Origin of the sequence: Cellulomonas shaoxiangyii (genome assembly GCF_004798685.1) — a bacterium.
Classification (GTDB): domain Bacteria; phylum Actinomycetota; class Actinomycetes; order Actinomycetales; family Cellulomonadaceae; genus Cellulomonas; species Cellulomonas shaoxiangyii.
The window spans coordinates 1514031-1539146 of record NZ_CP039291.1 but is presented as its reverse complement, the minus strand read 5'-3'; the positions used below and the strand labels follow the sequence as shown (position 1 = coordinate 1539146).

The following is a 25116-nucleotide window of genomic DNA, read 5'->3' as shown; positions in this document are numbered from 1 at the left end:
TCGCCGGTAGGCTGTCCGACGCTTGAGGGGCCTGTAGCTCAGTTGGTCAGAGCGCCGCGCTTACACCGCGGAGGTCGTCGGTTCGAGACCGGCCGGGCCCACCCTCACCGGGGTCAGCGGTGCAGCGTCGCCAGCGCCTGGCGGTACGCCGCGAGGGGACGGGCCCGCCCGCGCGGGTGGACGACGGACCAGCGCACGACGCCCTCGGCGTCGAGCAGGAAGCTGCCCCGCAGCGCCAGGCCGTGCTCCTCGTCGAACACGCCGTACGCGCGCGCGGCCGCCCCGTGCGGCCAGAAGTCGGAGAGCAGGTCGAACCCGTGCTGCTCCTGCTCCGACCACGCCCGGAGCGCGAACATCGGGTCGCACGAGACGCCGAGCAGCGTGACGCCCGCGGCCTCGAACTCCCCGAGGTTGTCCCGCAGCTCGCACAGCTCCCCCGCGCAGACCCGGGAGAAGGCGAAGGGGAAGAAGACCAGCGCGACGGGCGTGCCGCGCAGCTCGGACAGGGTGACGGGGCTGCCGTGCGTGTCCGGCAGCGTCAGGTCGGGCGCGACGTCCCCGGGTGCGGGGACGCTCACGCCGGGGTCATTTGCCGCGGCCGCGCGTCGACAGGCGGGTGGCGGACCAGTCCGGGCCGATCGAGAACGTGGTCATCGCGTGCAGCCCCGACGTCGTCGCGGCCTCCTCGATGTCGCTGTGCTTCACGTGCCCCGGCCGGCCGGCCTTGGGCGAGAACACCCAGATCGGCCCGTTGTCGTCGAGCACCGTCATGGCGTCGACGAGGAAGTCCGTGAGGTCGCCGTCGTCGTCCCGGAACCAGATGACCGCACCGTCGGTGACGTCGTCGTAGTCCTCGTCGACGAGCTCGTTGCCCGTCAGCGTCTCGAGACCCGTGCGGAGGTCGTCGTCGACGTCGTCGTCGTACCCCAGCTCCTGCACGACCTGCCCGGCCACGAAGCCGAGACGAGCGGCCTGCGTCGCGGCGTCGTCCGCGGTGGAAGACACGTCCGGCCCGTTCCCTTCTGCCCGACGGCTGCGACGGGGGCCGTGGCCCCCACCGGCGGACCCTCCTGACGGGACCGCCTGCCGATGTCGGGACACGTTAGCCCACATGGGCCCCGGGCGGCCCGGCGACGTCCTCGCAGGCGGCGTGTGTCACCGTGCTGCCCCCCCGTGTCACCCACGTCACGGTCACCGGTGTGACTTTCCTGGCCTGCGCGTCCGAGAATGGTCCGGATACCCGCAGCCGCGACCGCTCGCCACCCGCGCGAGACGCCGACCGTGGGATGGTGAGGCGCACCGGGGCGGACCGCTCGGGGGCGCACGAGACGCGAAGGAGCACCCGGTGGCTTCCATCGACGAGACGGGCCCGCTGATCGGCGGCCTGCTCAGCCAGGTCCCGGACATCGACCCGGAGGAGACCGGTGAGTGGGTCGAGTCGCTCGACGGCCTGATCGACGAGAAGGGCGGCCCGCGCGCGCGGTACGTCCTCATGAGCATGCTGCGCCACGCGCGGCAGCGGAACGTCGCGATCCCCGCGTCGCTCAACACCCCGTACGTCAACACCATCGCGGTGCACAACGAGCCGTACTTCCCCGGTGACGAGGTCATGGAGCGGCGCTACCGCTCCTGGATCCGCTGGAACGCCGCCGTCATGGTGACGCGCGCGCAGCGCCCGGGCGTGGCCGTCGGCGGCCACATCTCGTCGTACGCGTCCGTCGCGACGCTCACCGAGGTGGGCCTCAACCACTTCTTCCGCGGCAAGGACCACCCGGGCGGCGGCGACCAGGTGTACTTCCAGGGGCACGCCTCCCCCGGCGTGTACGCCCGCGCGTTCCTCGAGGGCCGGCTGAGCGAGCACCAGCTCGACGGGTTCCGCCAGGAGCTGTCGCACCCGGGCGGGGGCCTCCCGTCGTACCCGCACCCGCGCCTTGCGCCGGAGCTGTGGGAGTTCCCGACGGTCTCGATGGGCCTGGGTCCCGCGTCGGCGATCTACCAGGCGTGGACCAACAAGTACCTGCACGCCCGCGGCATCAAGGACACCAGCGAGCAGGACGTCTGGGCGTACCTCGGCGACGGCGAGATGGACGAGCCGGAGTCGCGCGGCATGCTGCAGCACGCCGCGCAGCAGAACCTCGACAACCTGACGTTCGTCGTCAACTGCAACCTGCAGCGTCTCGACGGCCCGGTGCGCGGCAACGGCAAGATCATCCAGGAGCTCGAGGCGCAGTTCCGCGGCGCCGGCTGGAACGTCATCAAGGTCATCTGGGGCCGCGAGTGGGACACCCTGCTCAACGCCGACAAGGACCGCGCGCTCGTGCACCTCATGAACACGACGCCCGACGGCGACTTCCAGACGTACCGCGCCGAGGACGGCGCGTTCATCCGCGAGCACTTCTTCGGCCGGGACCCGCGCACCAAGGCGCTCGTCGCGAAGATGACGGACGACGAGATCTGGGCGCTCAAGCGTGGCGGTCACGACTACCGCAAGCTCTACGCCGCCTACAAGGCCGCGCGCGAGCACACGGGGCAGCCGACGGTGATCCTGGCGCACACCATCAAGGGCTACGGGCTGGGGTCGGGCTTCGCGGGCCGCAACGCCACGCACCAGATGAAGAAGCTCAAGGTCGACGAGCTCAAGACGCTGCGGGACTCGCTGCACATCCCGGTCAGCGACGAGCAGATCGAGGCCGACCCGTACCTGCCGCCGTACTACAACCCGGGCCCCGACGACCCGGCCATCCGGTACATGCTGGACCGGCGCCGTCAGCTCGGCGGGTTCGTTCCGGAGCGCCGCACGGCCCACACCAAGCTGGCCCTGCCCGAGGCGAAGGCCTACGAGGGCCTGGCGAAGGGCTCGGGCACGCAGGAGGTCGCCACGACCATGGCGCTCGTGCGCCTGTTCAAGGACCTGCTGAAGGACAAGGAGTTCGGCCACCGCCTGGTGCCGATCATCCCCGACGAGGCGCGCACGTTCGGCCTCGACTCGATCTTCCCCACCGCCAAGATCTTCAACACCAACGGCCAGAACTACATGGCCGTCGACCGGGCGCTCATGCTCTCCTACAAGGAGAGCGAGGCCGGCCAGATCATGCACACCGGCATCAACGAGGCGGGCTCCGCGTCGGCGTTCCAGGCCGTCGGGACGGCCTACGCGACGCACGGCGAGCCGCTCATCCCGTTCTACTTCTACTACTCGATGTTCGGGTTCCAGCGGACCGGCGACCAGTTCTGGGCCGCCGGCGACCAGATGGCGCGCGGCTTCCTCATTGGCGCCACGGCCGGCCGCACCACCCTGACCGGGGAGGGCCTGCAGCACGCCGACGGGCACTCGCCGCTCCTCGCGGGCACCATGCCGCACGTCGTGCACTACGACCCGGCGTACGGCTACGAGATCCGGCACATCGTGCGCGACGGCATCCAGCGCATGTACGGCGACGGGACGGACGGGCGCGACCCCAACGTCATCTACTACCTGACCGTCTACAACGAGCCGATGGTGCAGCCGGCCGAGCCCGAGGGCGTCGACGTCGAGGGCATCCTCAGGGGCATCCACCTCGTGGCGCCCGCCGAGGGCGACGGCCCCCGTGCGCAGATCCTGGCGTCGGGCGTCGCGGTGCCGTGGGCGCTCGAGGCGCAGCACCTCCTCGCCGAGGACTGGGGCGTGCGCGCCGCGGTGTGGTCGGTGACGAGCTGGAACGAGCTGCGCCGCGAGGCGCTGGCCGCCGAGCAGCAGGCGTTCCTGAACCCCGGCGAGCAGCCCCGCACGCCGTACCTGACGTCGAAGCTGCAGGGCTCGGAGGGTCCGTTCGTCGCGACGACCGACTTCGACCACCTGGTCGCCGACCAGGTGCGGGCGTGGGTGCCCGGCCGCTACGCCACGCTCGGCGCGGACGGCTTCGGCTTCTCGGACACCCGGGCAGCGGCCCGCCGGCACTTCAAGATCGACGGCCCGTCGACCGCGGTGCGCGTGCTCCAGCAGCTCGTGCTCGAGGGTGCGGTGGACGCGTCCCTGCCGGCGCAGGCGATCGAGCGGTACCGCCTGTACGACGTCACCGCCGGCACGTCCGGCAACACGGGCGGCGACTCCTGACGGAGCGCGGCACCCGCTGACGCGGACGAGCGGGCGGCCCCGGGAGACCGGGACCGCCCGCTCGTGGCGTGTGGAGGGTGGTGTGCGGAGGGTGCTGCGTGCCGCGGCGTGTATCAGGTGCCGGTGTGTCAGGTGCCGGGGATCGACTGCTCGCTCTCGGCCACCTGCCGCGTCAGCTCCGCCCGCAGGCCCGCGATCGCCTTCTGGTCGGGGAACAGGTCCAGCGACGCCAGGTGCTGCTTGGCGTCGAGCGGCCGCCCCGCCTCGATGGCGGCGCGCACGAGCTGGCGGGCGACCTCCGGGTCGTGCTCACGCGGACGCCAGTGGCCGACCCCCAGGTTGAGGGCGTCGACGGGCAGCCCGGCGTCGCACAGCAGCGCGAGCGCCTCGACGAGCGCGCGTCCCGACGTGTCGCGCTCGGCGGCGGTCGTCAGCCGGCGGATGGTCCCCTCGTGGTCGTCACGCACCGACAGGCGTGCCACCTCGATCAGCGGGTACCACGCGCGCGGGTTGCCGGAGAGCTCCTCGCCGAGCGACCACACCGCGAGGTCGGCGGCGTGCTGCCGCTCGCGCTCGACGTTCGGAGCCGTCAGCGGGTCCTCCGCGTGGACCTGCTCGGCTGCGCGCCGGCGGACGATCTCGGCGAGCGCCTGGAACGCGCGCTCGTTGTTGGGGTCGTCGCTCAGCATGGAGCGCAACGCGTCCTCGTGGAGGGTGTCCCCACGACGCGAGGCCGTCGTCGGACGGCGCGCGCCGACCTTGGAGGCCGACGTGGGTCGCCGCATGAGCTGGCGCAGACGAGGCAGGAGGGCCATGCCGAGACCCTATCCGTTCCGTCCCGTGCGCACCTGTCCGGACGGGGGCCCGCACCCTCCGGGACGGCGGGGACCTTTGTCGACTCCCCACAACGGCCGCGCCTATGCTCGGCCTCATGACGTCGCCCTCCACCGCCGGCCGCGCGGGTCCGGCACCGTCGGAGGGCGTGCCGGGCGACGTCGCCGACGGGGCGCACCCGGTCGTCGCGCGCACCCCCGCGAGCACCCTGCGGACGCGGGCGTCGCGTCCCACGCGGGCGGGCCGCGGGGTCGATTCGGCCGACCCCGGCGGCACCGAGACGCAGCGACGGGTGCGCGAGGGGGCGGGGCAGCTCGCCGTCGCCGCCATGCGGCGCCTCGACGCCGACCTCGAGTGGTACCGCGCACTGCCCGCGGAGGACCGCTCGTGGGTCAACCTCGTGGCGCAGGCCGGCATCACGGCGTTCGTCACGTGGTTCGCCGACCCGTCGCGCCCTCCGCACGGCGTCGGCGAGATCTTCGCGGCGGCGCCGCCGGAGCTCACGCGCTCGATCTCGCTGCAGCACACGCTCCAGCTGGTGCGTGTGGTCGTCGACGTCGTCGAGACGCACAGCGACCGCCTCGCCGCCCCGGGTGCCGAGCGCGAGCTCCGCGAGGCGGTGCTGCGCTACTCCCGGGAGGTGGCCTTCTCGGCCGCGGAGGTCTACGCCCGTGCGGCCGAGGTGCGGGGCGGCTGGGACGCCCGGCTCGAGGCGCTCGTGGTCGACGCGCTGGTGCGCGGCGACGCCGACGACGCCCTGCGCTCCCGGGTGACCGCGATCGGGTGGAGCGGCCGCGGCGCCACGATGGTCGTGGTCGGCACCACCGCCGCCCACCTGGACGAGGTGCGCGTCGCGGACCTGCGCCGCGCCACCCGCCGCGCGGCCGACGACGCCCTCGTGGGGATCCTCGGTGACCGCCTCGTCGTGTTCCTCGGGGGCGAGGGCGACCTCCGCGCCGCGGCGGAGAGCCTGCTGCCGCGCTTCGGCCCCGGGCCCGTGGTCATCGGTCCGTCCGCGCAGGGGCTGGTCGAGAGCACGACGTCGGCGCGCGCGGCCCTCGCGGGGCTGCAGGCGGCGGCGGGGTGGGACCGGGTCCCCCGGCCCGTCCTCGCCGACGACCTCCTCCCCGAGCGCGTCCTCGTCGGCGACGCCGTCGCACGCCGCGCGCTCGTGGCACGCGCGTACACCCCCCTCGCGGCGAGCCAGGGCTCGCTCCTGGAGACCCTGTCCGCGTACCTCGGGGCCGGACGTTCGCTCGAGGCCGCCGCGCGCAGCCTGTACGTGCACCCCAACACGGTCCGGTACCGGCTGCGGCGCGTGGCGGACGTGACGGGCTGGGACCCGCTGGACGCGCGTGAGTCGTACGTGCTGCAGACGGCGCTGACGGTCGGGCGCCTGGACGCCGTGCCCGACTGACCGGCGGCCGCCGGACGGCGGCCTCCCCGGGCGCCCCTCCGGCGCGCTTGTACAGGTACGACAAGGCTGGCTCCCGAGGTTGGTGCATGCCGTGACCCGGCGCCCCGCCGGCGGGACGGCACAGTGGACGCGTGCTCGTCGTCGCCTGCCCCGGCCAGGGTGCCCAGTCCCCCGGCATGCTCGCCGCCTGGCTCGAGGTCGACGGCGTCGCCGACGTCCTCGCCCGTGCGAGCGAGGTGACGGGCACCGACCTGGTCGCGCACGGGACCACCTCCGACGCCGACACGATCCGCGACACGGCCGTGGCGCAGCCGCTGCTGGTCGCGACCGCGCTCGCCAGCCTGCGCGCCGTGCTCGACGCGCCGGTCGCCGCGGACCTGGCGCAGGCGGTGCAGGGACGCATCGACGTCGCGGCCGGCCACTCCGTCGGCGAGCTCGCCGCCGCCGCCGTCGCGGGGGTGCTCACCGACGACGACGCGCTGAGCCTCGTCGCGGTGCGCGGTGCGGCGATGGCCCGGGCCGCCGCCGCCACGCCGACCGGGATGAGCGCCGTCCTCGGCGGGGACGCCGACGAGGTGCTCGCGCGCCTGGCGGCGCTCGGCCTCGTGCCGGCCAACGTCAACGGCGGGGCGCAGGTCGTCGCGGCCGGGACGCTCGACGCGCTCGCCGCCCTGTCCGCCGAGCCGCCCACGCGTGCGCGGGTGGTGCCGCTCCAGGTAGCCGGCGCCTTCCACACGAGCCACATGGCCCCCGCCGTCGACGAGCTCGCCGCCGCGGCCGCGAACGTCGCACCGCGCGAGCCCGTCGTGACGCTCCTGGGCAACGCCGACGGGGCCGTCGTCGCGTCCGGCGGCGACGCCCTCGACCGGATCGTCGCGCAGGTCGCCCGTCCCGTCCGCTGGGACCTGTGCCAGGCCACCCTGGTGGACCTCGGGGTCACGGCGCTGCTCGAGGTGGCTCCCGGCGGCGTCCTCACCGGTCTCGCGCGGCGTACGCTGCCCGGGGTCGAGACCGTGGCGCTGAAGTCCCCCGCCGACCTCGATGCGGCACGCGACCTCGTGCGCCGCCACGCCGGCGGCGCGCAGCCGTCCCGCTCGACGACCCCGCAGGAGAGCACGTCGTGACCCGTCCGACCCTCACGCAGGCCACCGGTCCCGCGCACACCCGCATCCTCGGAATCGGAGGCGTCCGCGGCGAGCGGGTCGTGCCGAACGACGACCTCGTCGGGCCGATCGACTCGTCCGACGAGTGGATCCGCCAGCGCACCGGCATCGTCACGCGACGCCGCGCGGGTGCCGACACCGACGTGCTCGACCTCGCCGAGGGCGCCGCGCGCGCGGCCCTCGACCACGCCGGCCTGACCGGCGCCGACATCGACGTCGTCATCCTCTCCACCGTCACGTACTTCCACCAGACGCCGGCGGGCGCCGCGATCGTCGCGGACCGCATCGGCGCCACGCCGGCGGCCGCGTTCGACATCTCCGCGGCGTGCGCGGGGTACTGCTACGGCATCGGCCAGGCCGACGCCCTCGTCCGGGCCGGGACGGCGCGGCACGTGCTCGTCATCGGCGCGGAGAAGATGAGCGAGTTCGTCGACCCCACCGACCGCACGATCTCGTTCCTGCTCGGCGACGGCGCCGGTGCCGTGGTCGTGGGCCCGTCCGACACGCCCGGCATCGGCCCGACGGTGTGGGGATCCGACGGCGGCCAGGCCCAGGCGATCCGGCAGACGCACTCGTGGCTCGCCACGCGCGACGAGGGCGCCGGCTGGCCCACGCTGCGCCAGGAGGGCCAGAGCGTCTTCAAGTGGGCCGTGTGGCAGATGGCGCCGGTCGCGCAGAAGGCCATGGACGCCGCGGGCGTGCGCCCCGAGGACATCGAGGCGTTCGTGCCGCACCAGGCGAACATGCGGATCATCGACCAGATGATCAAGCAGCTGAAGCTCCCCGACTCCGTCGTGGTCGGCCGCGACATCGCGGAGACCGGCAACACGTCGGCCGCCTCGATCCCCCTGGCGACCGAGCGGCTGCTGCGGGAGGGGCAGGTGCCCTCCGGTGCGCTGGCCCTGCAGATCGGCTTCGGCGCCGGCCTGGTCTACGCCGCGCAGGTCGTCGTCCTGCCCTGATCCGCGTGCCGGTCCGGCGCCCCGGTACCGTCGGCACGTTTTCGTCCGAGCACCACCCCCACCCGAGGAGACATCCATGGCGCACAGCGAGCAGGAGATCCTGGCCGGACTGGCCGAGATCGTCAGCGAGGAGACGGGGCTGCCCACCGACTCCGTCCTGCCCGACAAGTCCTTCACCGACGACCTCGACATCGACTCCCTGTCGATGATGACGATCGTCACCCTCGCCGAGGAGAAGTTCGACGTGCGCATCCCCGACGACGAGGTCAAGAACCTCACGACGGTCGGCGACGCGGTCAGCTTCATCAACGGCGCCCAGGCGGCCTGACGCCCGACGCACCCGCGGCCGGGGCGGCGCGCTGACCGCGTGCCGCCCCACCGCCCGCACACCACGCGAGGAGCACCATGAGCACCGTCCCCGAGGTCGTCGTCACCGGCCTGGGCGCCACCACACCGCTCGGCGGCGACGTGCCGTCCACGTGGCGGGCCGCGCTGGCCGGCGAGTCGGGTGCCCGGACCTTCGAGAACGACTGGGCCGAGCGCTACGACATCGCGGTGTCGTTCGCCGCCCAGCTGCGCGTCGCGCCCGACCAGGTGCTCACCCGGCCCGAGCTCAAGCGCATGGACCCCTCGGCGCAGTACGCGGTGATCGCGACGCGCGAGGCGTGGAAGGACGCCGGCTCCCCGGAGGTCGACGGCGAGCGGCTGGGTGCCGTCGTGTCGTCCGGCATCGGCGGCATCTGGACCATGCTCGACGCGTGGGACGCGCTGCGCGAGAAGGGCGGCCGGCGCGTCCTGCCGATGACCGTGCCCATGCTCATGCCGAACTCCCCCGTGGCCTACGTGTCGCTCGAGCTCGGCGCCCGCGCCGGTGCGCACGCGCTCGTGTCCGCGTGCGCCTCGGGCGCCGAGGCGATCGGCTACGCGGTCGAGATGATCCGCACCGGGCGGGCGGACGTCGTCGTCGCCGGCGGGACCGAGGCGGCGATCCACCCGATGCCCGTCGCGGCGTTCGCCGCCTCGCGCACCCTGTCGACCCGCAACGACGACCCGGCCGCCGCCTCGCGGCCCTACGACACCGCACGCGACGGCTTCGTCCTCGGCGAGGGCGCCGGCGTCGTCGTGCTGGAGAGCGCGGAGCACGCCCGCGCCCGGGGCGCCCGCGTGTACGCGCGCATCGCCGGCGTCGGCCTGAGCGCCGACGGCTTCCACATCACCTCACCCGAGCCGTCGGGTGAAGGGCAGATCCGTGCGATGGAGGCAGCGCTCGCCGACGCGGACGTGACCCCCGCGGACGTGCACCACGTCAACGCGCACGCGACCTCGACCGTCGTGGGCGACCTCATCGAGGCGCGCAGCATCCGCGGCGTCCTGGGCGGTGACGCCGACCAGGTGGCGCTGTCGGCCACCAAGTCGATGACGGGGCACCTGCTCGGCGGCGCCGGCGCGCTGGAGACGATCTTCGCCGTCCTCGCGCTGCACGAGCGGCAGGCGCCGCCGACGATCAACGTCGACGACCCCGACCCCGAGCTCGTCCTCGACCTGGTCCGCGACGCCCCGCGCGCCCTGCCCGACGGTCCGCTGGCCGCGATCAACAACTCGTTCGGCTTCGGCGGCCACAACGTGGCCCTCGTCGTCACCGCGGACTGACGCACGCCCGGCGCACGCCGCGGCCCCGGTCCCTGGCGGGTCCGGGGCTGCGCGGTGCCGGGCGACGGAGCCGGCGGCGGGAGGCTCAGCCCGCGCGGTCAGCCGACTCGGTGCAGCCACCGCACGGGCGCACCCGCGCCCGCGTAGCGGAAGGGCTCGAGCTCGTCGTCCCACGCCTGGCCCAGCGCGAGGTCGAGCTCGGCGCGCATGCGTGCCGGGTCGGCGGCGTGCTCGAGCGCGGCACGCACCCGGTCCTCCGGTAGGACGATGTTGCCGTGCACGTCGGTCGCGGCGTGGAAGATCCCGAGCTCGGGCGTGTGGCTCCAGCGCGAACCGTCGACGCCGTGGCTCGGCTCCTCCGTCACCTCGTACCGGAGGTGCGCCCAGCCGCGCAGCGCCGACGCGAGGCGCGCGCCGGTGCCCGGGGTGCCCTGCCACGAGTGCTCGGCACGGTAGAAGCCGGGCCCCGCGGGCTGCGGGGTCCAGTCGAAAGTGACACGCCCGCCCAGCACGTTGCCGATCCCCCACTCGACGTGGGGGCACAGCGCGCGCGGTGCGGAGTGCACGAAAAGGACACCGCGGGTGACGGCACCAGCCATGTGGTCCTCCTGGAGGGCTCGAGGGTCGCCTTCCCCAACGACCTCGGTGCTGCTCCGGCAGGACTCATGACGCACGCGGCGTGCTGTGCACAGGATGCCCCACGTCGGGGCTGCGGTCCAGCCCTTCAGAGCTGTTCGCGGATCGCGCGCATCGCCTTCTTGCGCACGGACCGCTCCAGGCGGTCCAGGTACAGCATGCCGTCGAGGTGGTCCACCTCGTGCTGCAGGCAGCGCGCCATGAGCTCGGTGCCCTGCACGACGACCTCCTTGCCGTCGAGGTCGGTGCCGACGACGCGTGCGTACCAGGCACGGTGCGTCGGGAACCAGAGGCCCGGCACGGAGAGGCAGCCCTCGTCACCGTCCTGGTACTCGTCCTCCGAGAGCTCGACGATCGTCGGGTTGAGGACGTAGCCGATCTCGTCGTCGATGTTCCAGGAGAAGGCGCGCAGCGACACGCCGATCTGGTTCGCGGCGAGGCCGGCCCGGCCCTCCATGTCGACGGTCTCGAGCAGGTCCTCGACGAGCGACCGCACCCGGTCGTCGATGGTCGTGATCGGGTCGCACGGGGTGCGCAGCACGGGGTCGCCGACGGTCCGGATCTCACGCAGGGCCATGCCCCGATCCTTTCACGTCGCCGGGCGTGGGGGTGCCCCGCGCACCGCCGCGACGACGTGCCGCCGGCCACGTGCGGCGGCCGGTGAGCCGCGCCGCTCGGGCACGGACGGCCCCGGACACGACGACGCCGGTGGTGACCTGGTCACCACCGGCGTCGTCGGCGTCGTGCGTGCCGCCCGAAGGCGGCGGGCTCACTCGCCCGTGCGCTGCTGCGGCACGCCCGTCAGGAGCTGGCGGACCTCCGCCTCGTGGAAGCGACGGTGACCGCCGAGGGTGCGGACGGCCGACAGCTTGCCGGCCTGCGCCCAACGCGTGACCGTCTTCGGGTCGACGCGGAAGAGGACCGCGACCTCACCCGGCGTGAGGAGAGCGCCCTGCGAGAGGGGGGCGTTGGTGGTGTGCGTCTGAGTGGCCATGACTGGACTCCTTGGTCGTTCGGCAGCTCGGCTGGCCTCGTGGGCCCCGTGGCTTTGCGTCCCCGCCTTGCGGTGGGTTTGCCGTTTTTCGCTGACGTGGATGAGCATGCCCCAATCTGGACATCCGTGCAAGAACCACCGGGGGTCGGACATACGTCCGGCGCGGGTGAAAAGTCAGAGCCTGCCGAAGCGCGCCCGCACGAAGCTGTAGAGGCCGTAGGCGATGAGCCCCAGAGCGACGAGCAGCAGCAGGAACGGCCCCGCGGGCGCCTCGCGCAGGGTGCGCAGCGCCCCGTCGAGCCCGGTCGCCTCCGACGGGTCCGCGTGGACCGCCGCCAGGACGAACAGCACCCCGAGCACGCCGAGCGCGACGCCCTTGGCGACGTACCCCACGACCCCCGACCAGCGGGCGGCGCGTCCGGGCCGCCCCGCGGGCAGCCGCTGCAGGTCGTCGAGGAACCGCTTCGTGACGCCCTTGTGCACGTGGTAGGCACCGACCGCCAGGACCCCGACGCCGACCGCGCCGACCAGCAGCCGACCGGCGGGCGCCTGCAGCAGGGTCGCGGTCGCGTCCGACGTCTGCCCGCCCCCGGAACCGCCGCCGCGGGCGAAGGTGAGCGCGGTGACCGCGAGCGCCAGGTAGACCACCGCCTTCCCGGCCGCCTTGGCGCGGTCCGCCGCCTCGCCGACGACCCCGCTCAGCGCGGCCGCCGCCTGCCAGGCACCGAGCGCGGCGAACGCGACGACGGCCACCCACAGCGCGACGGCCCCGAACGGCGTCGAGGCCACCTGCGCGAACGCGCCGGACTGGTCCGCGCTGCCGCTGCCGTCCCCGACGGCCAGCTGGACGGCGAGCACACCGATCAGCACGTGCAGCACACCGCTGACGGCGTACCCGGCGCGGGCGCCGGCCTCCCAGACCCCTCGCGACGAGCTCGCGGCGACCGTGGACATGACACCTCCTCGTGGCGGGCTCCCCGTCCTCCCGGCGGCACGCCGGCACCCGCCGGAATCGTGCCAGCAGGTTCCCGGGGCGGCGACCGGAGGGCCGGCTCCGCCGACCGGCGCGACGGCCGTCAGGTGCGTCGCCGGCGCAGTCCCGCAGGCGGACGGAGCATCCCGCCGAGCCGGGCCCCCGCCACGGCCGCCACCGCGAGGACCGCCAGGCCGAGCACCTGGACCCGCGTGCCCGGCTGCGCCCCGGCGGCGTCGCCCACCGCGTGCGACCACAGCGCGAGGTCCACGGCCGCGTGCAGCAGCACGGGGACCGCCAGGCCACCGCCGACCCGCCGCGCCACGTAGAGGACGACCCCCGTGGCGACCCCCACGACCGCGCGCGTCGCGGGCGTCCCGGGGCCGGTCAGCACCTCGACGGCACCCGAGAGGAGCACGGTGCCGACCGCCGCGGCCGGCTCGGGCCACCGGTCGCGGAGCGCGACGAGGCACACGCCGCGCAGGACGAGCTCGGTGTCGAGGGCGGCCAGCGCGCACCCGACCGCGAGCGCGCTCACGAGCCCCGGTGGCGCCGTGCGCAGCGCGTCGACGTCCGTCGTGACGACCGCCCCGACCAGCACGGCGACGGGCACGGCCCACCACAGCGGGTGCACGTCGCGCGGCTCGCGCCACACGTCGCGCCAGCGGCCCCACAGCGCGGTCGCGACGACGACGGCGATCAGTCCGGCCAGGTGCGGTGCGACCAGGTCGGCCCGCACCGTGCGCACGTCCGGCAGACCCGGCGTGGCCCGCAGCACGCCCATGTAGACGCCGACGAGCCACGACACGACCAGCCAGCCCACGACGACGCCCGCGAGGACCGCCCACGGCAGTCGCGCCGGACGGCGGGGCGGGGTGGTGGTCATGCGGGGAGTCTCGCGGGCCCGGCTGCGGGGCGCGCGGCGTCGGTAGGCTGCTCGCACCGGGGCCAGTAGCTCAGCCGGTCAGAGCAGCGGACTCATAATCCGTCGGTCGCGAGTTCGAACCTCGCCTGGCCCACCGCGTGACCTGCGGAAACACTCCCGGCTACACCAACAGGTGTAGCCGAGGGTGTAGCCAACGGCCTGAAACCCGATCCGCAGCCATGCCCGTGCGAGGCCCCGGCGCGAGGCGCACACCCCCCCGCGCCCGATCCGCCGAGCGGGTGAAACGCTCGCCCACCTTCGTCCACCTCTGTCCGGGCTCGTCCTGGGCGGGCGTCCGGGATGGGCGGATTGGCCGTCGCCACGGGCCTTACGCCTGTCAGTGACGGGTGTGAGTATCTGGCACCCGGGCTCCACAGGTGAGGCCCGGTGTCGAGGGACTGGGGGGTCCATGGTCGAAGAACAGCTTCTCGCCATCCTGGGCATCATCGTCGTAGAGGTGCCCGGCCTCGACGTCGAGGTGTGCTACGTCAGTGATCGTCGCGTCGCGCTGATCCGCGCCGGCCTGCCCGAGCGGGCTTTGCGGCGGTGCCACGACTGGTTGCTCGAGACCGTCCCGGAGGCGGCGTGATGCTCGTGCTCACGGCCGTCGTCAACGGGACCTCGGTGGTGGGGGCGGGATGCTCAGCATTGCCCATCAACTCCTCTTGGGGCTCGGCGGCCTGGTGCAGCGCGAGCATCTGCGCAGCGACGTCCTCGATCGCCCGGCGGGCCGAAGCCGGCAGGTTGCCGGCCCCGGGGATCGTGAGCGCACCGGGCGTATCGCCGTAGTGCACCTCGATCCCGAGTGAGCGGCAGGCGGCCGTGACGACTTCCGTCACGGTCACGCCCAGGCCGCGGGCGAGGGCTTCGATCGTCGCCGGGCCGGGGAAGGTCTTCATCTCCCCGGTGGCGAGCTGTTGCAGACGCTCCGCTGTGGGCTTGCCGCCGGCCGCCCGGGAGAGCTGGTCGTAGGACCGGTCCCCCTTGGCGTCGGCGATCAGTGCCGCCAGGTCGGGTGCGTTCATCACGAGCCTCATCGTGTTGGCGGTGCCGGGTAGAGGTCTAGCCCCCGCATGTTAGGCACTGCCTAACGGTGCTTGCCGGATCTTGCCACGCTCGTGCCTAACGTGACGGCGGACACATCCCCCGTCAGCCGCATGATCTAGCCACACCCCCGGCCCCCTCTCACGAACTGGGTATTGCGCCGCTGCCTAAGTACCGCTTACCTTTCTGCCTAGCGGCGCTTGACGCCGACGCCTAAGGAGGGTTTGATGGGGACTACAGCGACGGCACCACGCAGGGTCGTCACGATGCGCAGGAGGTGGCCGGTGGGGATGCGGCACAAGCTCGTCTCGGTGGACATGCTCAAGAAGCGGATGGCGGTCAAGGGCTTCTCGGCCCGCCGGCTCGCGAAGTACGCCGAGTGTGTGCCGGGGACCATCGACAACCTGATCGCCGGCCGCACCCAGTCCCTGAACAAGGGCCGCACCGCCGAACTCATCTGCGAGGCGCTCGACGTCCCCATGGACCTCTTCTTCGTGTCCGAGATGACAAGCGTCACTTCCCACACCACCAAGCCGCGCACGGTCGGGAGGGCCGCCTGATGCTCACCCCCCAGATCACCGTCGCCCAGGTCTCCTACGACCTCCGCGGTGCAGCCGAGGCCACCGGGCTCGGCGAGACGACGATCCGCGAGGCCATCGAGACGGGCGACCTGATCGCCCACTACGCCGGCCGTCGCAACTCCAAGCCCGTCATCCGGGCCGTCGACCTGGACGAGTGGGTCGCCTCCCTTCCCACCTCCCGCAAGCGCACGGCCTAGGAGCCCTCATGGACGCCATCGACGCCGTTGCCGCCGACCACCGCACCACCCGCGTCGAGGCGCGCGAGGCCATCCGCGACGCCATCGTCACGGTCGCCGAGCAGCACGGCGAGGTGCACATCGCCGACGTCCGCCCCCTGATCCCGACCTGGGCGGCTCCCTCGCAGATCGGCGCCGTCATGTGCGCCCTCCGCCGCCAGCACGTCCTCGTGCCCACCGGCGAGTACCGGCCCAACGGCGGGACCGCCTCGCGCAACGCCGCCAAGGCCGCGCAGGTGTACCGCCTCGCGGGGCCGATCCAGACCTCCGCGGCCTGACCCAGCACAGCAGTAAGCCCCGGTCCGCTCATGCCAGAACGCCGGGGCTCACCACTACAAGACAGGAGCGTACCTGTGAGCAGCAACAGCCAGCAGCCGGCCTACGTGGACCGGTTCTACGAGATGGACCCGCAGCACGACGACCTCATCCGTGGCAGCGGGCTCGCCGACGGGATGGTCGTCCTCATCGAGGACCACCTGTTCCGCGCCGACCCCGACCGCATCTCGACCGGCGACGACTGGTCCCGCTACGAGCAGCACAAGGCGCGCGAGAACAACCGCTGGTGCACGGTCTCGGAGCTTCACCGCTACCGCGACCTCGTCGAGTTCGTGGGGCTCTACGCGGACGGCACCAAGGTCCCGCGCCGGTACAACGAGTCGTTCTACTGGCTGGTCAAGAAGGCGTCGCTCGAGGCGGTGACCCGATGAACCCCTTCGACCGCGCCCTCCGCCGCCTCCCCAAGCCCAACTTCCTCACCGGCTGGGTCTCCGACGACCCGACCCCCGACCTGTCGAACCTCGACCGCCTGGACCGTGCCCGTCGTGGTCCTGCGCCGCTGCCGACGGACGCCCAGGCCGCTCGCCTCCTGCACGACCTCGCCAACCTCCCGGCCGACGTCGAGCCCACGGACGAGCAGGACGAGCAGGTGGACGCGGCTGTGGCTGCGGTCGCGCCGGCGGTCGGGTTCGGGTCGATCGACTACGCGCTCGCGGCCGCCTGGGGTCTCTCGCTGGCCGGGACGGCTCCGGAGGTGGAGTACCGGTGAGCGGCATCGACCTGACCGAGGCGCTCGATGCGGCCACCCCCGCACTGTGGGCCGCCGTGATGCTCCGGACCTACGACGCGGCCGATGCGGACGAGCGCGAGACCGCGCGCGAGACCGTGCGCCCCGTCATCACCGCCGCCCTCCCCCACATCGACCGCCAGGTGCGCGAGCAGATCCACCACCTGTTCCGCGCCACCCCGGCGTCGCAGATGGCGAGCGTCCAGGACGGGCGCACGCAGGACTACTACGACGGCGTGGCCGACGCCCTCTACTGGGCCGCCGGCATCGCCCGTGGGGAGGCCGCGTCATGACCCCGCTCGACCTCACCGAGGCGGTGGAGGCGGCCCACGTCTTCACGTCGTCCTCGCGCGTTCGTGGGGGCGGCCTGATGGAGAACTTCGCCGCCTGCACCTGCGGCCACCCGCTGGGCTGGGAGGGCCGGGCAGAGGCGCACCGCAGGCACGTTCTGACGGAACTCGTCCAGGCCGTCCGCGAGCAGGTGGCGCGGGAGATCGAGGTCGAGATGTGGCGCCACGACCGCGCTCAGGTCGGGTTCTCTGCGATCGGGGACGCCTACGCCGACGCCGCCCGCATCGCCCGGGGAGGCACCCAGTGATCCGCCTCCTCCAGCTCGCCCTCCTGACCGCCCTCGCCCTGGTCCTCACGGTCATCGCCGCGCCGGACCTGGGGCGCACGGGATGGGTCGTGGTCCCTGCCCTCCTGGTCCTCGCCGTCGCCCTCGCGTGGCTGGTGTGGGGGCCGCTCGATGAGACGGAGATGAAGCGATGAGCACGACGACGCTTCCGGCCCTCGTCGCCCTCGACCTGGGCGAACAGGCCCTCGCCGCACTCCTCGCCTGGCGCGAGGTGGACCGCGAGCACGGGACGCACACCGACGCCGGCTGGCTGGCGTTGCTCAACCTCCGCGAGGCAGCGGACCGCATCGGAGACGAAGGAGCTGGGCTGTGAGCGAGGACAAGTACGTGCGGGTCATCCGCGACGAGTACGGCTACGGCTGGCGCATCTCGGACGAGCTCGGCACCCACAAGGTCGTCCCCGCCGACGCCCTCGTCATCGAGCGGGGCGAGCTGCACGAGGTGGACCCGAACGTCACCGGGACCGGCTGCATCGTGGGCGGCGAGTTCTACGAGTTCGGCACCATCGAGCGCCACGAGCGCGAGGCCCGCGACCACCTCGCCATCGCCGAGTACCTCCGCGCCCACCCGCCGGTCGACGAGGCACAGGTGGAGGCGGTCACGAAGGCCCTGTACGAGGCGACCACCGACCCCCACGAGATCGACGTGCCCGACGTGGCCCGCCGTCTCGTCGCCCGTGGCGTCCGCGTGGAGGTGACCCCGTGACCACCACCGACACCCGACCAGGCGGCACCTGGGACGTGCTGGACCGCGAGGCCGGGGAGGTGGTCTACCGATGAGCGCCGACGGGTACACGCCGCGCACACAGGACGTGCGGCAGACGTGGGCCGAGGAGCAGGACACCACGCACGGCCTCGGGTACGACGCCCACGCCGCCGAGTTCGACCGGTGGCTCGCTGCCCACGACGCCGAGGTGCGGGAGGCGGCGGCGCCCGCCGAGCACACCGTGACCGCGACGTGGGACGGCGGCGGATGGCCGACCTACCGCTTCCACTGCGCGGCCGGACCGCAGTCCCTGTGCCACGCGGTCTACGACTGCCTGTGCGAGGAGTGGGACGTGGATGGCGTCGAGGGGGGACGTCCCTGGCACGCACTCGACGATGGCCCGCGCCACGTGGGCACCTTCAACTCCGATGTCTGCAACCTGCGCGACTGGTTCGAGAACACCGACGACCCGCTCCACGGAGAACTGACGTTCGCCGTGGATGCGGATTACCAGGGCGACTTCTACCTGTTCCGGCCGACGGCGGCGACCCGATGAGCGACCCCACCTCCCCCGCCGCCATCGCCCGAGCCGACGAGCGCCGGTTCGCCACCCAGGACGACGAGCTCGACGAGCCGCGCGAGACCCCGTGCGGCGCCGGGTGGCACGAGCGGTGCGACGGGCGGGCATGGGTGCCGGGGCCGGACGTGCTCGTGCCGTGCCTGTGTGACTGCGGGTGTGGGGAGGGGGCGGAGTGAGCGTCCACATCCTCGACCACCTCATCCAAGGCACGGACGAGTGGCTGGAGGCGCGTCGCGGGATCGTCACCGCGTCGGTGGTCGGCCAGCTCGTCACCACCACCCACCCGGACGCAACCGAGGTCGGTTGCCCCGACTGTGGCGCAGAGGTCTACAACCCGTGCGTCAGCCGGGCGCGCAAGGCGGTAGCGGCACCGATCAAGTCGTTCCACGCGAGCCGCGTTGCCCTTGCTCAGGATCTCGAGCCGGTCATCGTCCTCGCCAACAACGACACGTCCCGCGCCCTGACGACCCTCCTGGCCGCCGAGCGCATCACCGGATGGTCAAACCCCGTGTACGTGAACCGCGACATGGAACGCGGCACGTACGAGGAGCCCATCGCACGCGAGGCCTACGCCCAGCACACCGGGGTCGACGTCGCCGAGGTCGGGTTCATGGTCCGAGCCGAGCACGACTGGCGGCTCGGCTACTCCCCCGACGGGCTCGTGGGCGACGACGGGCTCATCGAGATCAAGTCCCGGCGAGCCAAGGCGCAGGTCGCGACCGTCCTGGCAGACGCCGTACCCGCCGGAAACATGGCGCAGATCCAGGCCGGCCTCCTCGTCAGTGGCCGCGCATGGTGCGACTACGTGTCGTTCTGCGGCGGGCTTCCCCTGTACGTCAAGCGCGTCTACCCCGACCTGCGCTGGTTCGAGGTCATCACCGCGGCTGCGCGCCTGTTCGAGATAAACGCCGCGCACATCGTCGCCACCTTCACCGAGCGCACGACGGGCATGCCCCTGACCGAGCGCACCAACTTCGACCTGGACCTGGTGTTCTGACATGGATCTCACGAAGGCTCTCGCACCCAAGAGCGACCAACTCGACTTCGCCGACCTCGACGCCTCCGGGCCGCAGGTCTTCACCATCACCGACGTCAGCGAGAACGGCACCGAGCTCGCCGACCAGCAGCCCGTGAACATCGCACTGGCCGAGTTCCCCCGGGTCTGGCGGCCGAGCAAGGGAATGCTCCGGGTCCTGGCTGACAACTGGGGCAAGGACGTGAAGGTCTGGGTCGGCCGCCGCGTCGAACTGTACGGAGACCCGGACGTCTACTTCGGCAAGGAGAAGCGAGGCGGAACGCGCATCAGCCGCCTGTCCCACATCACCAGCAGCAAGACCACCCTCGTCAACCCGCGCGGAGGCAGGGGGGCGCACTGGACCGTCAAGCCACTGCCCGACGCACCCACCGCGCCCGCCCTCGACATCGCCACCACCACCGACCGCGCCGCACTCAAGGCGGCATGGCGTGCGGCGACCCCCGAGGTGCGTGCGCAGATCGAGGCACGGGTGGCCGAGCTCGACGCGGCGGCCAAGGAGCCCGAGCCCGACCAGCCCGCGCTCGACGGCGAGTGGGCGGACGTGGCGGAGACGGGGGGTGCGCGGTGAGTGGGGTCAAGCGCCCCGGATGGCGCAAGCCCTACGTCGGCTGCATGAACTGGTCCCGCCCCGACCTCCCCCAGGCCGCCGTCGTGTTCCGCGGCTACAGCGTCCACTTCGGCACATGGGTCGAGGCGATCGAGTACGCCACCAGGTTCGCCCGTCGCGTGGCTGAGGTCGAAGCCAAGGCGGTCGCGCAGTGAGCGCCCTCGCCCACACCGACGACCTCGAGCCCCCCTACCCCTTCACCGCCGAGGACACCGCCGCCCAGGACGCATCGCTGAACCCCGGCGGGCGCGTCATCGGGGGCGTGTGGGTGCGGGACTACATGACGGGGGATGAGGAGTGAGCGACTGCGACGTCCTCTGCCAGTTCCTCCCCGACGGCATCCACGTCAGCACGTGCCCGCAGTACGGCAAAGCCTGACTGCCAACTACTGCAAAACGCGCCGGGGGCGGCCACCAGCCGCCAAGCAAGCACCGCCCCCGGCGCCCTCCCAACAGGAAGGACCCACATCGTGGGCAAGAACACGCTATCCGCACGACCAGGCCGACCAGCACCCCTCACGATCGACGCCGCGCGCGAGCTCATCGCACAGTGGCGCCGCGACCACCCCGGCGTGCCGATCGTCCTGGACGCCTTCTGTGGCGAGGGGGGCGCCGGCAAGGGCTACGCAGACGCCGGCTGCCTCATCCTCGGCGTCGACAACGACGCCGCACGCCTCGCGCACTACCCGTTCCCCGCGGTCCTGGGTGACGCCATCGAGGCAATCCTGGCACTCGGCCCGCTGGTCGACCTCGCCCACGGGTCGCCCACCTGCACCGGGTACTCCCGCGGCACCGCTGCCGTCCCGGACCGCCTCGACCGGTACGACAGGCTCATCGGCGTCACCCGAGCCGCGATGCAGGAGACCGGCACGGCCTACGTCATCGAGAACGTGGCCGACGCCCGCCCCGAAATGGTCGAGCCCACGATGCTGTGCTGGTCGATGTTCCACGAGCCGGGCAGCGTCCGAGACACGGACGGCACGCCCCTCACGATGCGCCGGCACCGCCTATTCGAGGCGTCGTTCCCCATCACCGCACCCCGTGACTGCCGGCACCCCCGCGCCGTCCAGGTCGCCGGTGCGTACGGCGGCGCACGACGGGACGCATGGGAGGCGCGGCACGTCCGCAAGGGCGGGTACGTGCCCGCCTCGCTCGACGTGTTGCGGGCGCTGACGGGCCTGACGTGGGCGACGGAGCGCGGGACGTTCCTGTCGATCCCGCCGGCGTACACAGAGTTCGTCGGCCGCCAGTTCGTCGCGCACATGACGAAGGCGGTGGCCTGATGACCACCGCCCTGCGTCAGCGCTTCAAGTACCGCCGTAGCGCGGCCACGACCACCGCCGTGACCGTCGTTCCCTCCGCCTTCGCCTTCTCGACGGCGGCGATCCAGACGTCCTCCGGGATGCGCAGCGAGCGCGGCATCGTCGCCACGTCAGGCCACCCACGGGCCGAACTTGGCCTGCATGTCGTCCATGCGGCCGAACGGCGGCTGGTGCGCCTTCTGGACCAGCGAGTGACGGCCCCTCGCGTTCGTCGCGATGGCGCCCGCCATCTTCTCGTTCACCTCGGCGCGAAGGGGGAAGGCCAGTCCCTTGCGCTCGGCGAACGCGGCGCAGTGCTTGCACGTGCACTCGATGGTCTGGGTCGGGATGTCGGTGCGGGTCATGTCGTCCTCCGTGGCTTGGCGTGTATCTACACACTAGCCGCGACTGTATCTACACGCAACCCACTCGACCGGGTGAAGAACGGAGCAGCCGCATGACCATCGATCTTCCCACCATCCCCGCCTGGGTCGACAGCGCCGCGTGCGCATCCGTGGGCGGCGACTACTGGTATCCCGAGAAGGGTGACCGCGCCTCGGCCGACTATGCGCGCAAGGTCTGCGGCACGTGCCCGCTGATCGCCACGTGTTTGGAGTACGCGCTCGACAACAACGAGCCCCACGGGATCTGGGGTGGCCTGACCCCCAAGCAGCGGCAGCGGCTCGGCGGCGCACCGGTCAGCGACATGGACGAGAGCGACGACGAGCTCGACGCCCCCGCTCCCCGCGGCCACGGCACCGTCGGCGCGTACAACATGCACCGCCGCCGCGGCGAGAACGCGTGCCACTGGTGCAAGCAGGCCCAGGCCGCTTACTCCCGCGAGTACCGGGCGCGCAAGGCAGGTGCCGCATGACCTGCATCCGCCGCCCCCGCGCCACGTGGACATCCTGCAAGTGCCCCGACTGCCGCCTCTACACGGCCCGCCGCAAGAAGCAGCACGCCGCGGGGCACCGGCTCGCCCGACCGTCCGACGCCGCCTGGGCCGAGATCGACCGGCTCTCCGCTCTCGGATGGTCCGACACGGCCATCGCATCCGCCGCCGGCCTGCCTCCCCGCACGATCTCCGGGGCCCAGCAGCGACGGCGCACCGGCCACACGTGGTCGCGCGGCACCGCGCAGAAGATCCTCGGCCACGCCCAGTACCCGACCGCCGGCACGATCCCCGCGCTGCCCTACCGGCGGCGGATCCACGCGCTCAACGCCCTCGGGTGGCGCATCGCCGACATCGCCACGGCTGCACAGCTCCCGCTCCCCACGGTCCGCGAGATCGCAGCAGGCAACACCACGGGCGTCGGCGCCGTAGCCGCCTGCGCCCTCCGCGACGTGTACGAGCGAATGTCCGCGACCCTCGGGCCCTCGAACCGGACCCGCGCGCTGGCACGCACGAGAGGGCTGACACCCCCGCTCGGCTGGGACGACATCGACGACCCCAACGCCACCCCCGTCGGCACCGGACCCCAGAAGCGCGCGGCCATCGACCTCGACGAGTTCATGCACCTCATCCGCGGCAGCGAGCACCCCGCGCGGGCCGCACACCGGCTCGGCGTCACCATCTCCGGCGTCGAGGAGGCCGCGCGGCGCCACAACCGACCAGACGTCCTCGAGTCGCTCAAGGGCACCCGACACCAGGAACGGAGCGCCGCATGAGCGACATCGACCCCGACGCGTCCCCGAGGTCCGTCACCCCGGGCTTCGACGCCGCACTCGCCTACGGACTCGCCCGCCGGGAGCGCACCGGAGCCCTGCTGTGCCTGTGCGGCAAGGACTTCACGGGCGACACCGCTGGCCGGCTGCGTCACCGGCAGCTCATGGGGCACACGCCGTCACCGGAGAAGGGGGGTGCGTGATGGATCTGCCGGACCACAGCGGGCCGGACCTGCTGGACATCCTGAGCGAGGTCGGCGCGACCCCGACGGGCATCACCGTCATCGACTGCGCAACGTGCGGGCACCAGCACCCCTCGCAGCGGCGGCACTGCGCAACCTGCGGCGGGGCGTCGCTCTTCGGGCACGCCTCCTGCGCACCCGGGGAGGCGTCATGACCGCCCGGGCCCAGCGCCTCGCCGAGCTCCACGCCGCACGGGTGCGCATCGACGAGCAGATCCGCCGGCTCGCACCCGACGCCGACCTCCCCGAGGCCAACCCGTTCGACCACATCGCCACGCGGCGCCTGGCCGACCTCGCCGTCCACATGGTCCAGCACGGGGCCACCCACGACGAGATCGCCACCGCCATGCACATGCCCCGGGCGTCCGTGTCGCTCCTCATCGCCGGGCAGGCCGCACACCGCACGGAGAGGAGGGCGTCATGACCCGATACAGCGGCGGCGCCGACTTCGAGCGCGAGGTGATCCACCACCTGCGCGCCGAGGGCTACGAGACGGTGCGCTCCGCAGGCAGCAAGGGCAAGGCCGACGTGCTCGCGTGGAAGGCCGGCGAGTTCCTGGTCATCCAGGCGAAGCGCGGCGGCACCTGCCCGCCGGCCGAGCGGCGCGAGGTCATCCGACTCGCCTCGCTGATCGCGGACGGCATCCCCCTCGTCGCCAGCCGCCCCGGCGTGACGTTCCGACGCCTCACCGGGCCCGGGCCGCGCGACTGGGAGCCGTGGGCGACCGACCGGCTGGGGGCGGCCTGATGGTCGACGCTAACCGCTTCTGGTCTCACGCAGCACCCGCCTCGAACGGTTGCCTTGAGTGGGCCGGGGCCACCTTCGGCCCAGGTGGCTACGGCGCGGCGTGGGATGGGGAGCGAACCCGCGGCGCCCACCGCGTCGCCTACGAGCTCACGCATGGCCCCATCCCGGACGGGCTACTCGTGCGGCACGCCTGCGACAACCGGCGCTGCGTGAAGCCCGAGCACCTGAGCGTGGGGACCTACGCCGACAACGCACGCGACTGCACCGAGCGCGCAAGGAAGGCGACGGGGCACCACAGCCCGCTCGCCAAGCTCACCGACGACCAGGTGGCGGAGATCCGCGCTCTGTACGCGACGGGCAAGTGGACGCAACGCGAGCTCGGTCGGCGCTTCAGCGTCACGCAAGCGCGGGTATGGCAGATCGTCCACGACCGCGTTCGGACCGCTCCCTCGGTCCGTGGCGTCGAGTTCCGACCAGTCGGGGAGGCGACTTCATGACGTGGTTCAAGGTTGACGACCGCCTGTGGGGACACCCGAAGTGGCTGGCGACGCCCACCCGTGCGCGAGCCCTGTGGGTCACCGCCGGGTCCTGGTCGGCCGGCATGGCGACTGACGGACGCATTCCCCGGCACGTCCTCGCCGCGCTCGGGCACACCGCGAAGGACGCCGAGGCGCTGGTCGACTCGGGCCTCTGGCGGCAGACGAAGGACGGGTGGCGCTTCCACGGCTGGGAGGAGTTCCAGCCCGACGCAGCGTCCGAGAAGGCCCGTCGCACAGCTGCCGCAGATGGCGGCGCGAGGGGCAATCACATGCGCTGGCATGTGGCCCGGAACATCAACGTCCCCTCCTGCGGGTACTGCAGCGGAGACATCGCCCCCGAATCGGGGGGCGATCAGGGGGGCGAGTCGCCCCCGAATCCTCCCGACCCGACCCGACCCGATACCCGATCCCGATCTGGCTCGCCTTCTCGTGTTGGTGGAGATGGAGACCAATCCCAAATCGTCCAGTTCCGTACGCGCGGGACTCG

Annotated in this window: 40 protein-coding genes, 2 tRNA genes and 1 riboswitch; of the genes, 31 read left to right on the top strand and 11 right to left on the bottom strand. The window is 72.9% G+C overall.

The window, feature by feature from the left end; all coding sequences use genetic code 11:
* Positions 1 to 27: 27 nt before the first annotated feature.
* A tRNA-Val gene (locus E5225_RS07080) sits at positions 28 to 101 on the top strand.
* Between the two features lie 12 nt (positions 102 to 113).
* Here E5225_RS07080 and E5225_RS07075 read toward each other — a convergent pair.
* Positions 114 to 578, bottom strand: coding sequence for a peroxiredoxin (locus tag E5225_RS07075; protein ID WP_135973074.1), 465 nt, complete (start codon positions 576 to 578; stop codon positions 114 to 116).
* Positions 579 to 585: 7 nt separating this feature from the next.
* Positions 586 to 1005: a DUF3052 domain-containing protein gene (locus E5225_RS07070; protein WP_135973073.1), complete on the bottom strand. Its 420-nt coding sequence runs from the start codon at positions 1003 to 1005 to the stop codon at positions 586 to 588.
* A 340-nt stretch (positions 1006 to 1345) separates the two neighbouring features.
* On the opposite strand from E5225_RS07070, the gene aceE reads away from it, so the two are divergent.
* Positions 1346 to 4093 (top strand): pyruvate dehydrogenase (acetyl-transferring), homodimeric type, encoded by a 2748-nt coding sequence (gene aceE, locus E5225_RS07065; RefSeq protein ID WP_135973072.1) that lies wholly within the window; start codon positions 1346 to 1348, stop codon positions 4091 to 4093.
* A 128-nt stretch (positions 4094 to 4221) separates the two neighbouring features.
* On the opposite strand, the gene E5225_RS07060 is transcribed toward aceE, so the two are convergent.
* On the bottom strand, positions 4222 to 4908 hold the full coding sequence (locus E5225_RS07060; RefSeq protein WP_166435933.1) for a hypothetical protein: 687 nt from the start codon (positions 4906 to 4908) through the stop codon (positions 4222 to 4224).
* A 116-nt stretch (positions 4909 to 5024) separates the two neighbouring features.
* On the opposite strand from E5225_RS07060, the gene E5225_RS07055 reads away from it, so the two are divergent.
* The 5 genes from E5225_RS07055 (at position 5025) to fabF (ending at position 10119) form a co-directional block, all read left to right on the top strand.
* Positions 5025 to 6344 carry a PucR family transcriptional regulator gene (locus E5225_RS07055; RefSeq protein ID WP_135973071.1) on the top strand — a complete coding sequence of 440 codons (1320 nt, stop codon included), beginning with the start codon at positions 5025 to 5027 and terminating at the stop codon, positions 6342 to 6344.
* 131 nt (positions 6345 to 6475) lie between these two features.
* Positions 6476 to 7468 carry an ACP S-malonyltransferase gene (locus tag E5225_RS07050; RefSeq protein ID WP_135973070.1) on the top strand — a complete coding sequence of 331 codons (993 nt, stop codon included), beginning with the start codon at positions 6476 to 6478 and terminating at the stop codon, positions 7466 to 7468.
* Complete coding sequence (locus E5225_RS07045; RefSeq protein WP_135973069.1) at positions 7465 to 8469, top strand: beta-ketoacyl-ACP synthase III; 1005 nt, start codon at positions 7465 to 7467, stop codon at positions 8467 to 8469. The genes E5225_RS07050 and E5225_RS07045 overlap by 4 nt, the downstream gene beginning before the upstream one ends.
* A gap of 76 nt (positions 8470 to 8545) precedes the next feature.
* On the top strand, positions 8546 to 8797 hold the full coding sequence (locus tag E5225_RS07040; protein WP_135973068.1) for an acyl carrier protein: 252 nt from the start codon (positions 8546 to 8548) through the stop codon (positions 8795 to 8797).
* Between the two features lie 77 nt (positions 8798 to 8874).
* Positions 8875 to 10119 carry a beta-ketoacyl-ACP synthase II gene (gene fabF, locus E5225_RS07035; protein WP_135973067.1) on the top strand — a complete coding sequence of 415 codons (1245 nt, stop codon included), beginning with the start codon at positions 8875 to 8877 and terminating at the stop codon, positions 10117 to 10119.
* A 98-nt stretch (positions 10120 to 10217) separates the two neighbouring features.
* Here the strand turns inward: fabF and E5225_RS07030 are convergent, their stop codons facing one another.
* The 5 genes from E5225_RS07030 to E5225_RS07010 all read right to left on the bottom strand — a co-directional run bounded on the left by E5225_RS07030 (position 10218) and on the right by E5225_RS07010 (position 13608).
* Positions 10218 to 10718, bottom strand: a complete 501-nt coding sequence (locus tag E5225_RS07030; RefSeq protein WP_135973066.1) for a DUF3145 domain-containing protein — start codon at positions 10716 to 10718, stop codon at positions 10218 to 10220.
* Between the two features lie 125 nt (positions 10719 to 10843).
* On the bottom strand, positions 10844 to 11332 hold the full coding sequence (gene def, locus E5225_RS07025; protein ID WP_135973065.1) for a peptide deformylase: 489 nt from the start codon (positions 11330 to 11332) through the stop codon (positions 10844 to 10846).
* A gap of 192 nt (positions 11333 to 11524) precedes the next feature.
* Positions 11525 to 11749, bottom strand: a complete 225-nt coding sequence (locus E5225_RS07020) for a BldC family transcriptional regulator (RefSeq protein ID WP_135973064.1) — start codon at positions 11747 to 11749, stop codon at positions 11525 to 11527.
* Between the two features lie 18 nt (positions 11750 to 11767).
* Positions 11768 to 11842, bottom strand: a riboswitch (cyclic di-GMP riboswitch).
* 81 nt (positions 11843 to 11923) lie between these two features.
* Entirely contained in the window at positions 11924 to 12703 is a 780-nt protein-coding gene (locus tag E5225_RS07015) for a DUF1206 domain-containing protein (RefSeq protein ID WP_135973063.1), read from the bottom strand.
* A 122-nt stretch (positions 12704 to 12825) separates the two neighbouring features.
* The gene (locus tag E5225_RS07010; protein WP_135973062.1) at positions 12826 to 13608 is read right to left on the bottom strand and encodes a CPBP family glutamic-type intramembrane protease; all 783 of its coding nucleotides are present in this window, start codon (positions 13606 to 13608) and stop codon (positions 12826 to 12828) included.
* A 59-nt stretch (positions 13609 to 13667) separates the two neighbouring features.
* On the opposite strand from E5225_RS07010, the gene E5225_RS07005 reads away from it, so the two are divergent.
* Positions 13668 to 13741, top strand: a tRNA-Ile gene (locus E5225_RS07005).
* 394 nt (positions 13742 to 14135) lie between these two features.
* Here E5225_RS07005 and E5225_RS07000 read toward each other — a convergent pair.
* On the bottom strand, positions 14136 to 14675 hold the full coding sequence (locus tag E5225_RS07000; protein WP_136225376.1) for a hypothetical protein: 540 nt from the start codon (positions 14673 to 14675) through the stop codon (positions 14136 to 14138).
* A gap of 243 nt (positions 14676 to 14918) precedes the next feature.
* Here E5225_RS07000 and E5225_RS06995 point away from each other — a divergent pair, with 243 nt between their 5' ends.
* From E5225_RS06995 to E5225_RS06930, 17 genes are all read left to right on the top strand, one after another.
* Complete coding sequence (locus E5225_RS06995) at positions 14919 to 15251, top strand: helix-turn-helix domain-containing protein (RefSeq protein WP_135974943.1); 333 nt, start codon at positions 14919 to 14921, stop codon at positions 15249 to 15251.
* Complete coding sequence (locus tag E5225_RS06990) at positions 15251 to 15469, top strand: helix-turn-helix domain-containing protein (protein ID WP_135974941.1); 219 nt, start codon at positions 15251 to 15253, stop codon at positions 15467 to 15469. Before E5225_RS06995 ends, E5225_RS06990 begins: the two co-directional genes overlap by 1 nt.
* 8 nt (positions 15470 to 15477) lie before the next feature.
* Positions 15478 to 15786, top strand: coding sequence for a hypothetical protein (locus E5225_RS06985; protein ID WP_135974939.1), 309 nt, complete (start codon positions 15478 to 15480; stop codon positions 15784 to 15786).
* 75 nt (positions 15787 to 15861) lie between these two features.
* Positions 15862 to 16215, top strand: coding sequence for a hypothetical protein (locus E5225_RS06980; RefSeq protein WP_135974937.1), 354 nt, complete (start codon positions 15862 to 15864; stop codon positions 16213 to 16215).
* On the top strand, positions 16212 to 16553 hold the full coding sequence (locus E5225_RS06975; protein ID WP_135974935.1) for a hypothetical protein: 342 nt from the start codon (positions 16212 to 16214) through the stop codon (positions 16551 to 16553). The genes E5225_RS06980 and E5225_RS06975 overlap by 4 nt, the downstream gene beginning before the upstream one ends.
* Positions 16550 to 16864: a hypothetical protein gene (locus tag E5225_RS06970; RefSeq protein WP_135974933.1), complete on the top strand. Its 315-nt coding sequence runs from the start codon at positions 16550 to 16552 to the stop codon at positions 16862 to 16864. The genes E5225_RS06975 and E5225_RS06970 overlap by 4 nt, the downstream gene beginning before the upstream one ends.
* Positions 16861 to 17169 carry a hypothetical protein gene (locus E5225_RS06965; RefSeq protein WP_135974932.1) on the top strand — a complete coding sequence of 103 codons (309 nt, stop codon included), beginning with the start codon at positions 16861 to 16863 and terminating at the stop codon, positions 17167 to 17169. Before E5225_RS06970 ends, E5225_RS06965 begins: the two co-directional genes overlap by 4 nt.
* A complete protein-coding gene (locus E5225_RS17490) occupies positions 17166 to 17342 on the top strand; it encodes a hypothetical protein (protein WP_166436038.1) in 177 nt (58 codons plus the stop codon). The genes E5225_RS06965 and E5225_RS17490 overlap by 4 nt, the downstream gene beginning before the upstream one ends.
* Positions 17339 to 17521, top strand: a complete 183-nt coding sequence (locus E5225_RS06960; RefSeq protein ID WP_135974930.1) for a hypothetical protein — start codon at positions 17339 to 17341, stop codon at positions 17519 to 17521. Before E5225_RS17490 ends, E5225_RS06960 begins: the two co-directional genes overlap by 4 nt.
* The gene (locus E5225_RS06955; RefSeq protein WP_135974928.1) at positions 17518 to 17913 is read left to right on the top strand and encodes a hypothetical protein; all 396 of its coding nucleotides are present in this window, start codon (positions 17518 to 17520) and stop codon (positions 17911 to 17913) included. Before E5225_RS06960 ends, E5225_RS06955 begins: the two co-directional genes overlap by 4 nt.
* 70 nt (positions 17914 to 17983) lie before the next feature.
* Positions 17984 to 18469: a hypothetical protein gene (locus E5225_RS06950; RefSeq protein ID WP_135974926.1), complete on the top strand. Its 486-nt coding sequence runs from the start codon at positions 17984 to 17986 to the stop codon at positions 18467 to 18469.
* A complete protein-coding gene (locus tag E5225_RS06945; protein ID WP_135974924.1) occupies positions 18466 to 18669 on the top strand; it encodes a hypothetical protein in 204 nt (67 codons plus the stop codon). The genes E5225_RS06950 and E5225_RS06945 overlap by 4 nt, the downstream gene beginning before the upstream one ends.
* On the top strand, positions 18666 to 19490 hold the full coding sequence (locus tag E5225_RS06940; protein ID WP_135974922.1) for a lambda exonuclease family protein: 825 nt from the start codon (positions 18666 to 18668) through the stop codon (positions 19488 to 19490). Before E5225_RS06945 ends, E5225_RS06940 begins: the two co-directional genes overlap by 4 nt.
* Position 19491: 1 nt before the next feature.
* Positions 19492 to 20097 (top strand): hypothetical protein, encoded by a 606-nt coding sequence (locus E5225_RS06935; protein ID WP_135974920.1) that lies wholly within the window; start codon positions 19492 to 19494, stop codon positions 20095 to 20097.
* Between the two features lie 44 nt (positions 20098 to 20141).
* Positions 20142 to 20291: a hypothetical protein gene (locus E5225_RS17485; RefSeq protein WP_166436037.1), complete on the top strand. Its 150-nt coding sequence runs from the start codon at positions 20142 to 20144 to the stop codon at positions 20289 to 20291.
* On the top strand, positions 20288 to 20437 hold the full coding sequence (locus E5225_RS17480) for a hypothetical protein (RefSeq protein WP_166436036.1): 150 nt from the start codon (positions 20288 to 20290) through the stop codon (positions 20435 to 20437). The genes E5225_RS17485 and E5225_RS17480 overlap by 4 nt, the downstream gene beginning before the upstream one ends.
* 168 nt (positions 20438 to 20605) lie before the next feature.
* Positions 20606 to 21418: a DNA cytosine methyltransferase gene (locus E5225_RS06930; protein WP_135974918.1), complete on the top strand. Its 813-nt coding sequence runs from the start codon at positions 20606 to 20608 to the stop codon at positions 21416 to 21418.
* Between the two features lie 16 nt (positions 21419 to 21434).
* Here the strand turns inward: E5225_RS06930 and E5225_RS18115 are convergent, their stop codons facing one another.
* The gene (locus tag E5225_RS18115; protein WP_279536565.1) at positions 21435 to 21566 is read right to left on the bottom strand and encodes a hypothetical protein; all 132 of its coding nucleotides are present in this window, start codon (positions 21564 to 21566) and stop codon (positions 21435 to 21437) included.
* Between the two features lies 1 nt (position 21567).
* A complete protein-coding gene (locus E5225_RS06925) occupies positions 21568 to 21801 on the bottom strand; it encodes a hypothetical protein (RefSeq protein WP_135974916.1) in 234 nt (77 codons plus the stop codon).
* 92 nt (positions 21802 to 21893) lie between these two features.
* Here E5225_RS06925 and E5225_RS06920 point away from each other — a divergent pair, with 92 nt between their 5' ends.
* The 6 genes from E5225_RS06920 to E5225_RS18110 all read left to right on the top strand — a co-directional run bounded on the left by E5225_RS06920 (position 21894) and on the right by E5225_RS18110 (position 24587).
* Positions 21894 to 22310, top strand: coding sequence for a WhiB family transcriptional regulator (locus E5225_RS06920; protein WP_135974914.1), 417 nt, complete (start codon positions 21894 to 21896; stop codon positions 22308 to 22310).
* Positions 22307 to 23104 carry a hypothetical protein gene (locus tag E5225_RS06915; RefSeq protein ID WP_135974912.1) on the top strand — a complete coding sequence of 266 codons (798 nt, stop codon included), beginning with the start codon at positions 22307 to 22309 and terminating at the stop codon, positions 23102 to 23104. The genes E5225_RS06920 and E5225_RS06915 overlap by 4 nt, the downstream gene beginning before the upstream one ends.
* Complete coding sequence (locus tag E5225_RS06910; protein WP_135974911.1) at positions 23101 to 23304, top strand: hypothetical protein; 204 nt, start codon at positions 23101 to 23103, stop codon at positions 23302 to 23304. Before E5225_RS06915 ends, E5225_RS06910 begins: the two co-directional genes overlap by 4 nt.
* 190 nt (positions 23305 to 23494) lie before the next feature.
* Positions 23495 to 23767: a hypothetical protein gene (locus E5225_RS06905; RefSeq protein WP_135974909.1), complete on the top strand. Its 273-nt coding sequence runs from the start codon at positions 23495 to 23497 to the stop codon at positions 23765 to 23767.
* Complete coding sequence (locus E5225_RS06900; protein ID WP_135974907.1) at positions 23764 to 24090, top strand: restriction endonuclease; 327 nt, start codon at positions 23764 to 23766, stop codon at positions 24088 to 24090. The genes E5225_RS06905 and E5225_RS06900 overlap by 4 nt, the downstream gene beginning before the upstream one ends.
* Positions 24090 to 24587: an HNH endonuclease gene (locus E5225_RS18110; RefSeq protein WP_135974905.1), complete on the top strand. Its 498-nt coding sequence runs from the start codon at positions 24090 to 24092 to the stop codon at positions 24585 to 24587. The genes E5225_RS06900 and E5225_RS18110 overlap by 1 nt, the downstream gene beginning before the upstream one ends.
* The last annotated feature ends 529 nt before the right edge of the window (positions 24588 to 25116 follow it).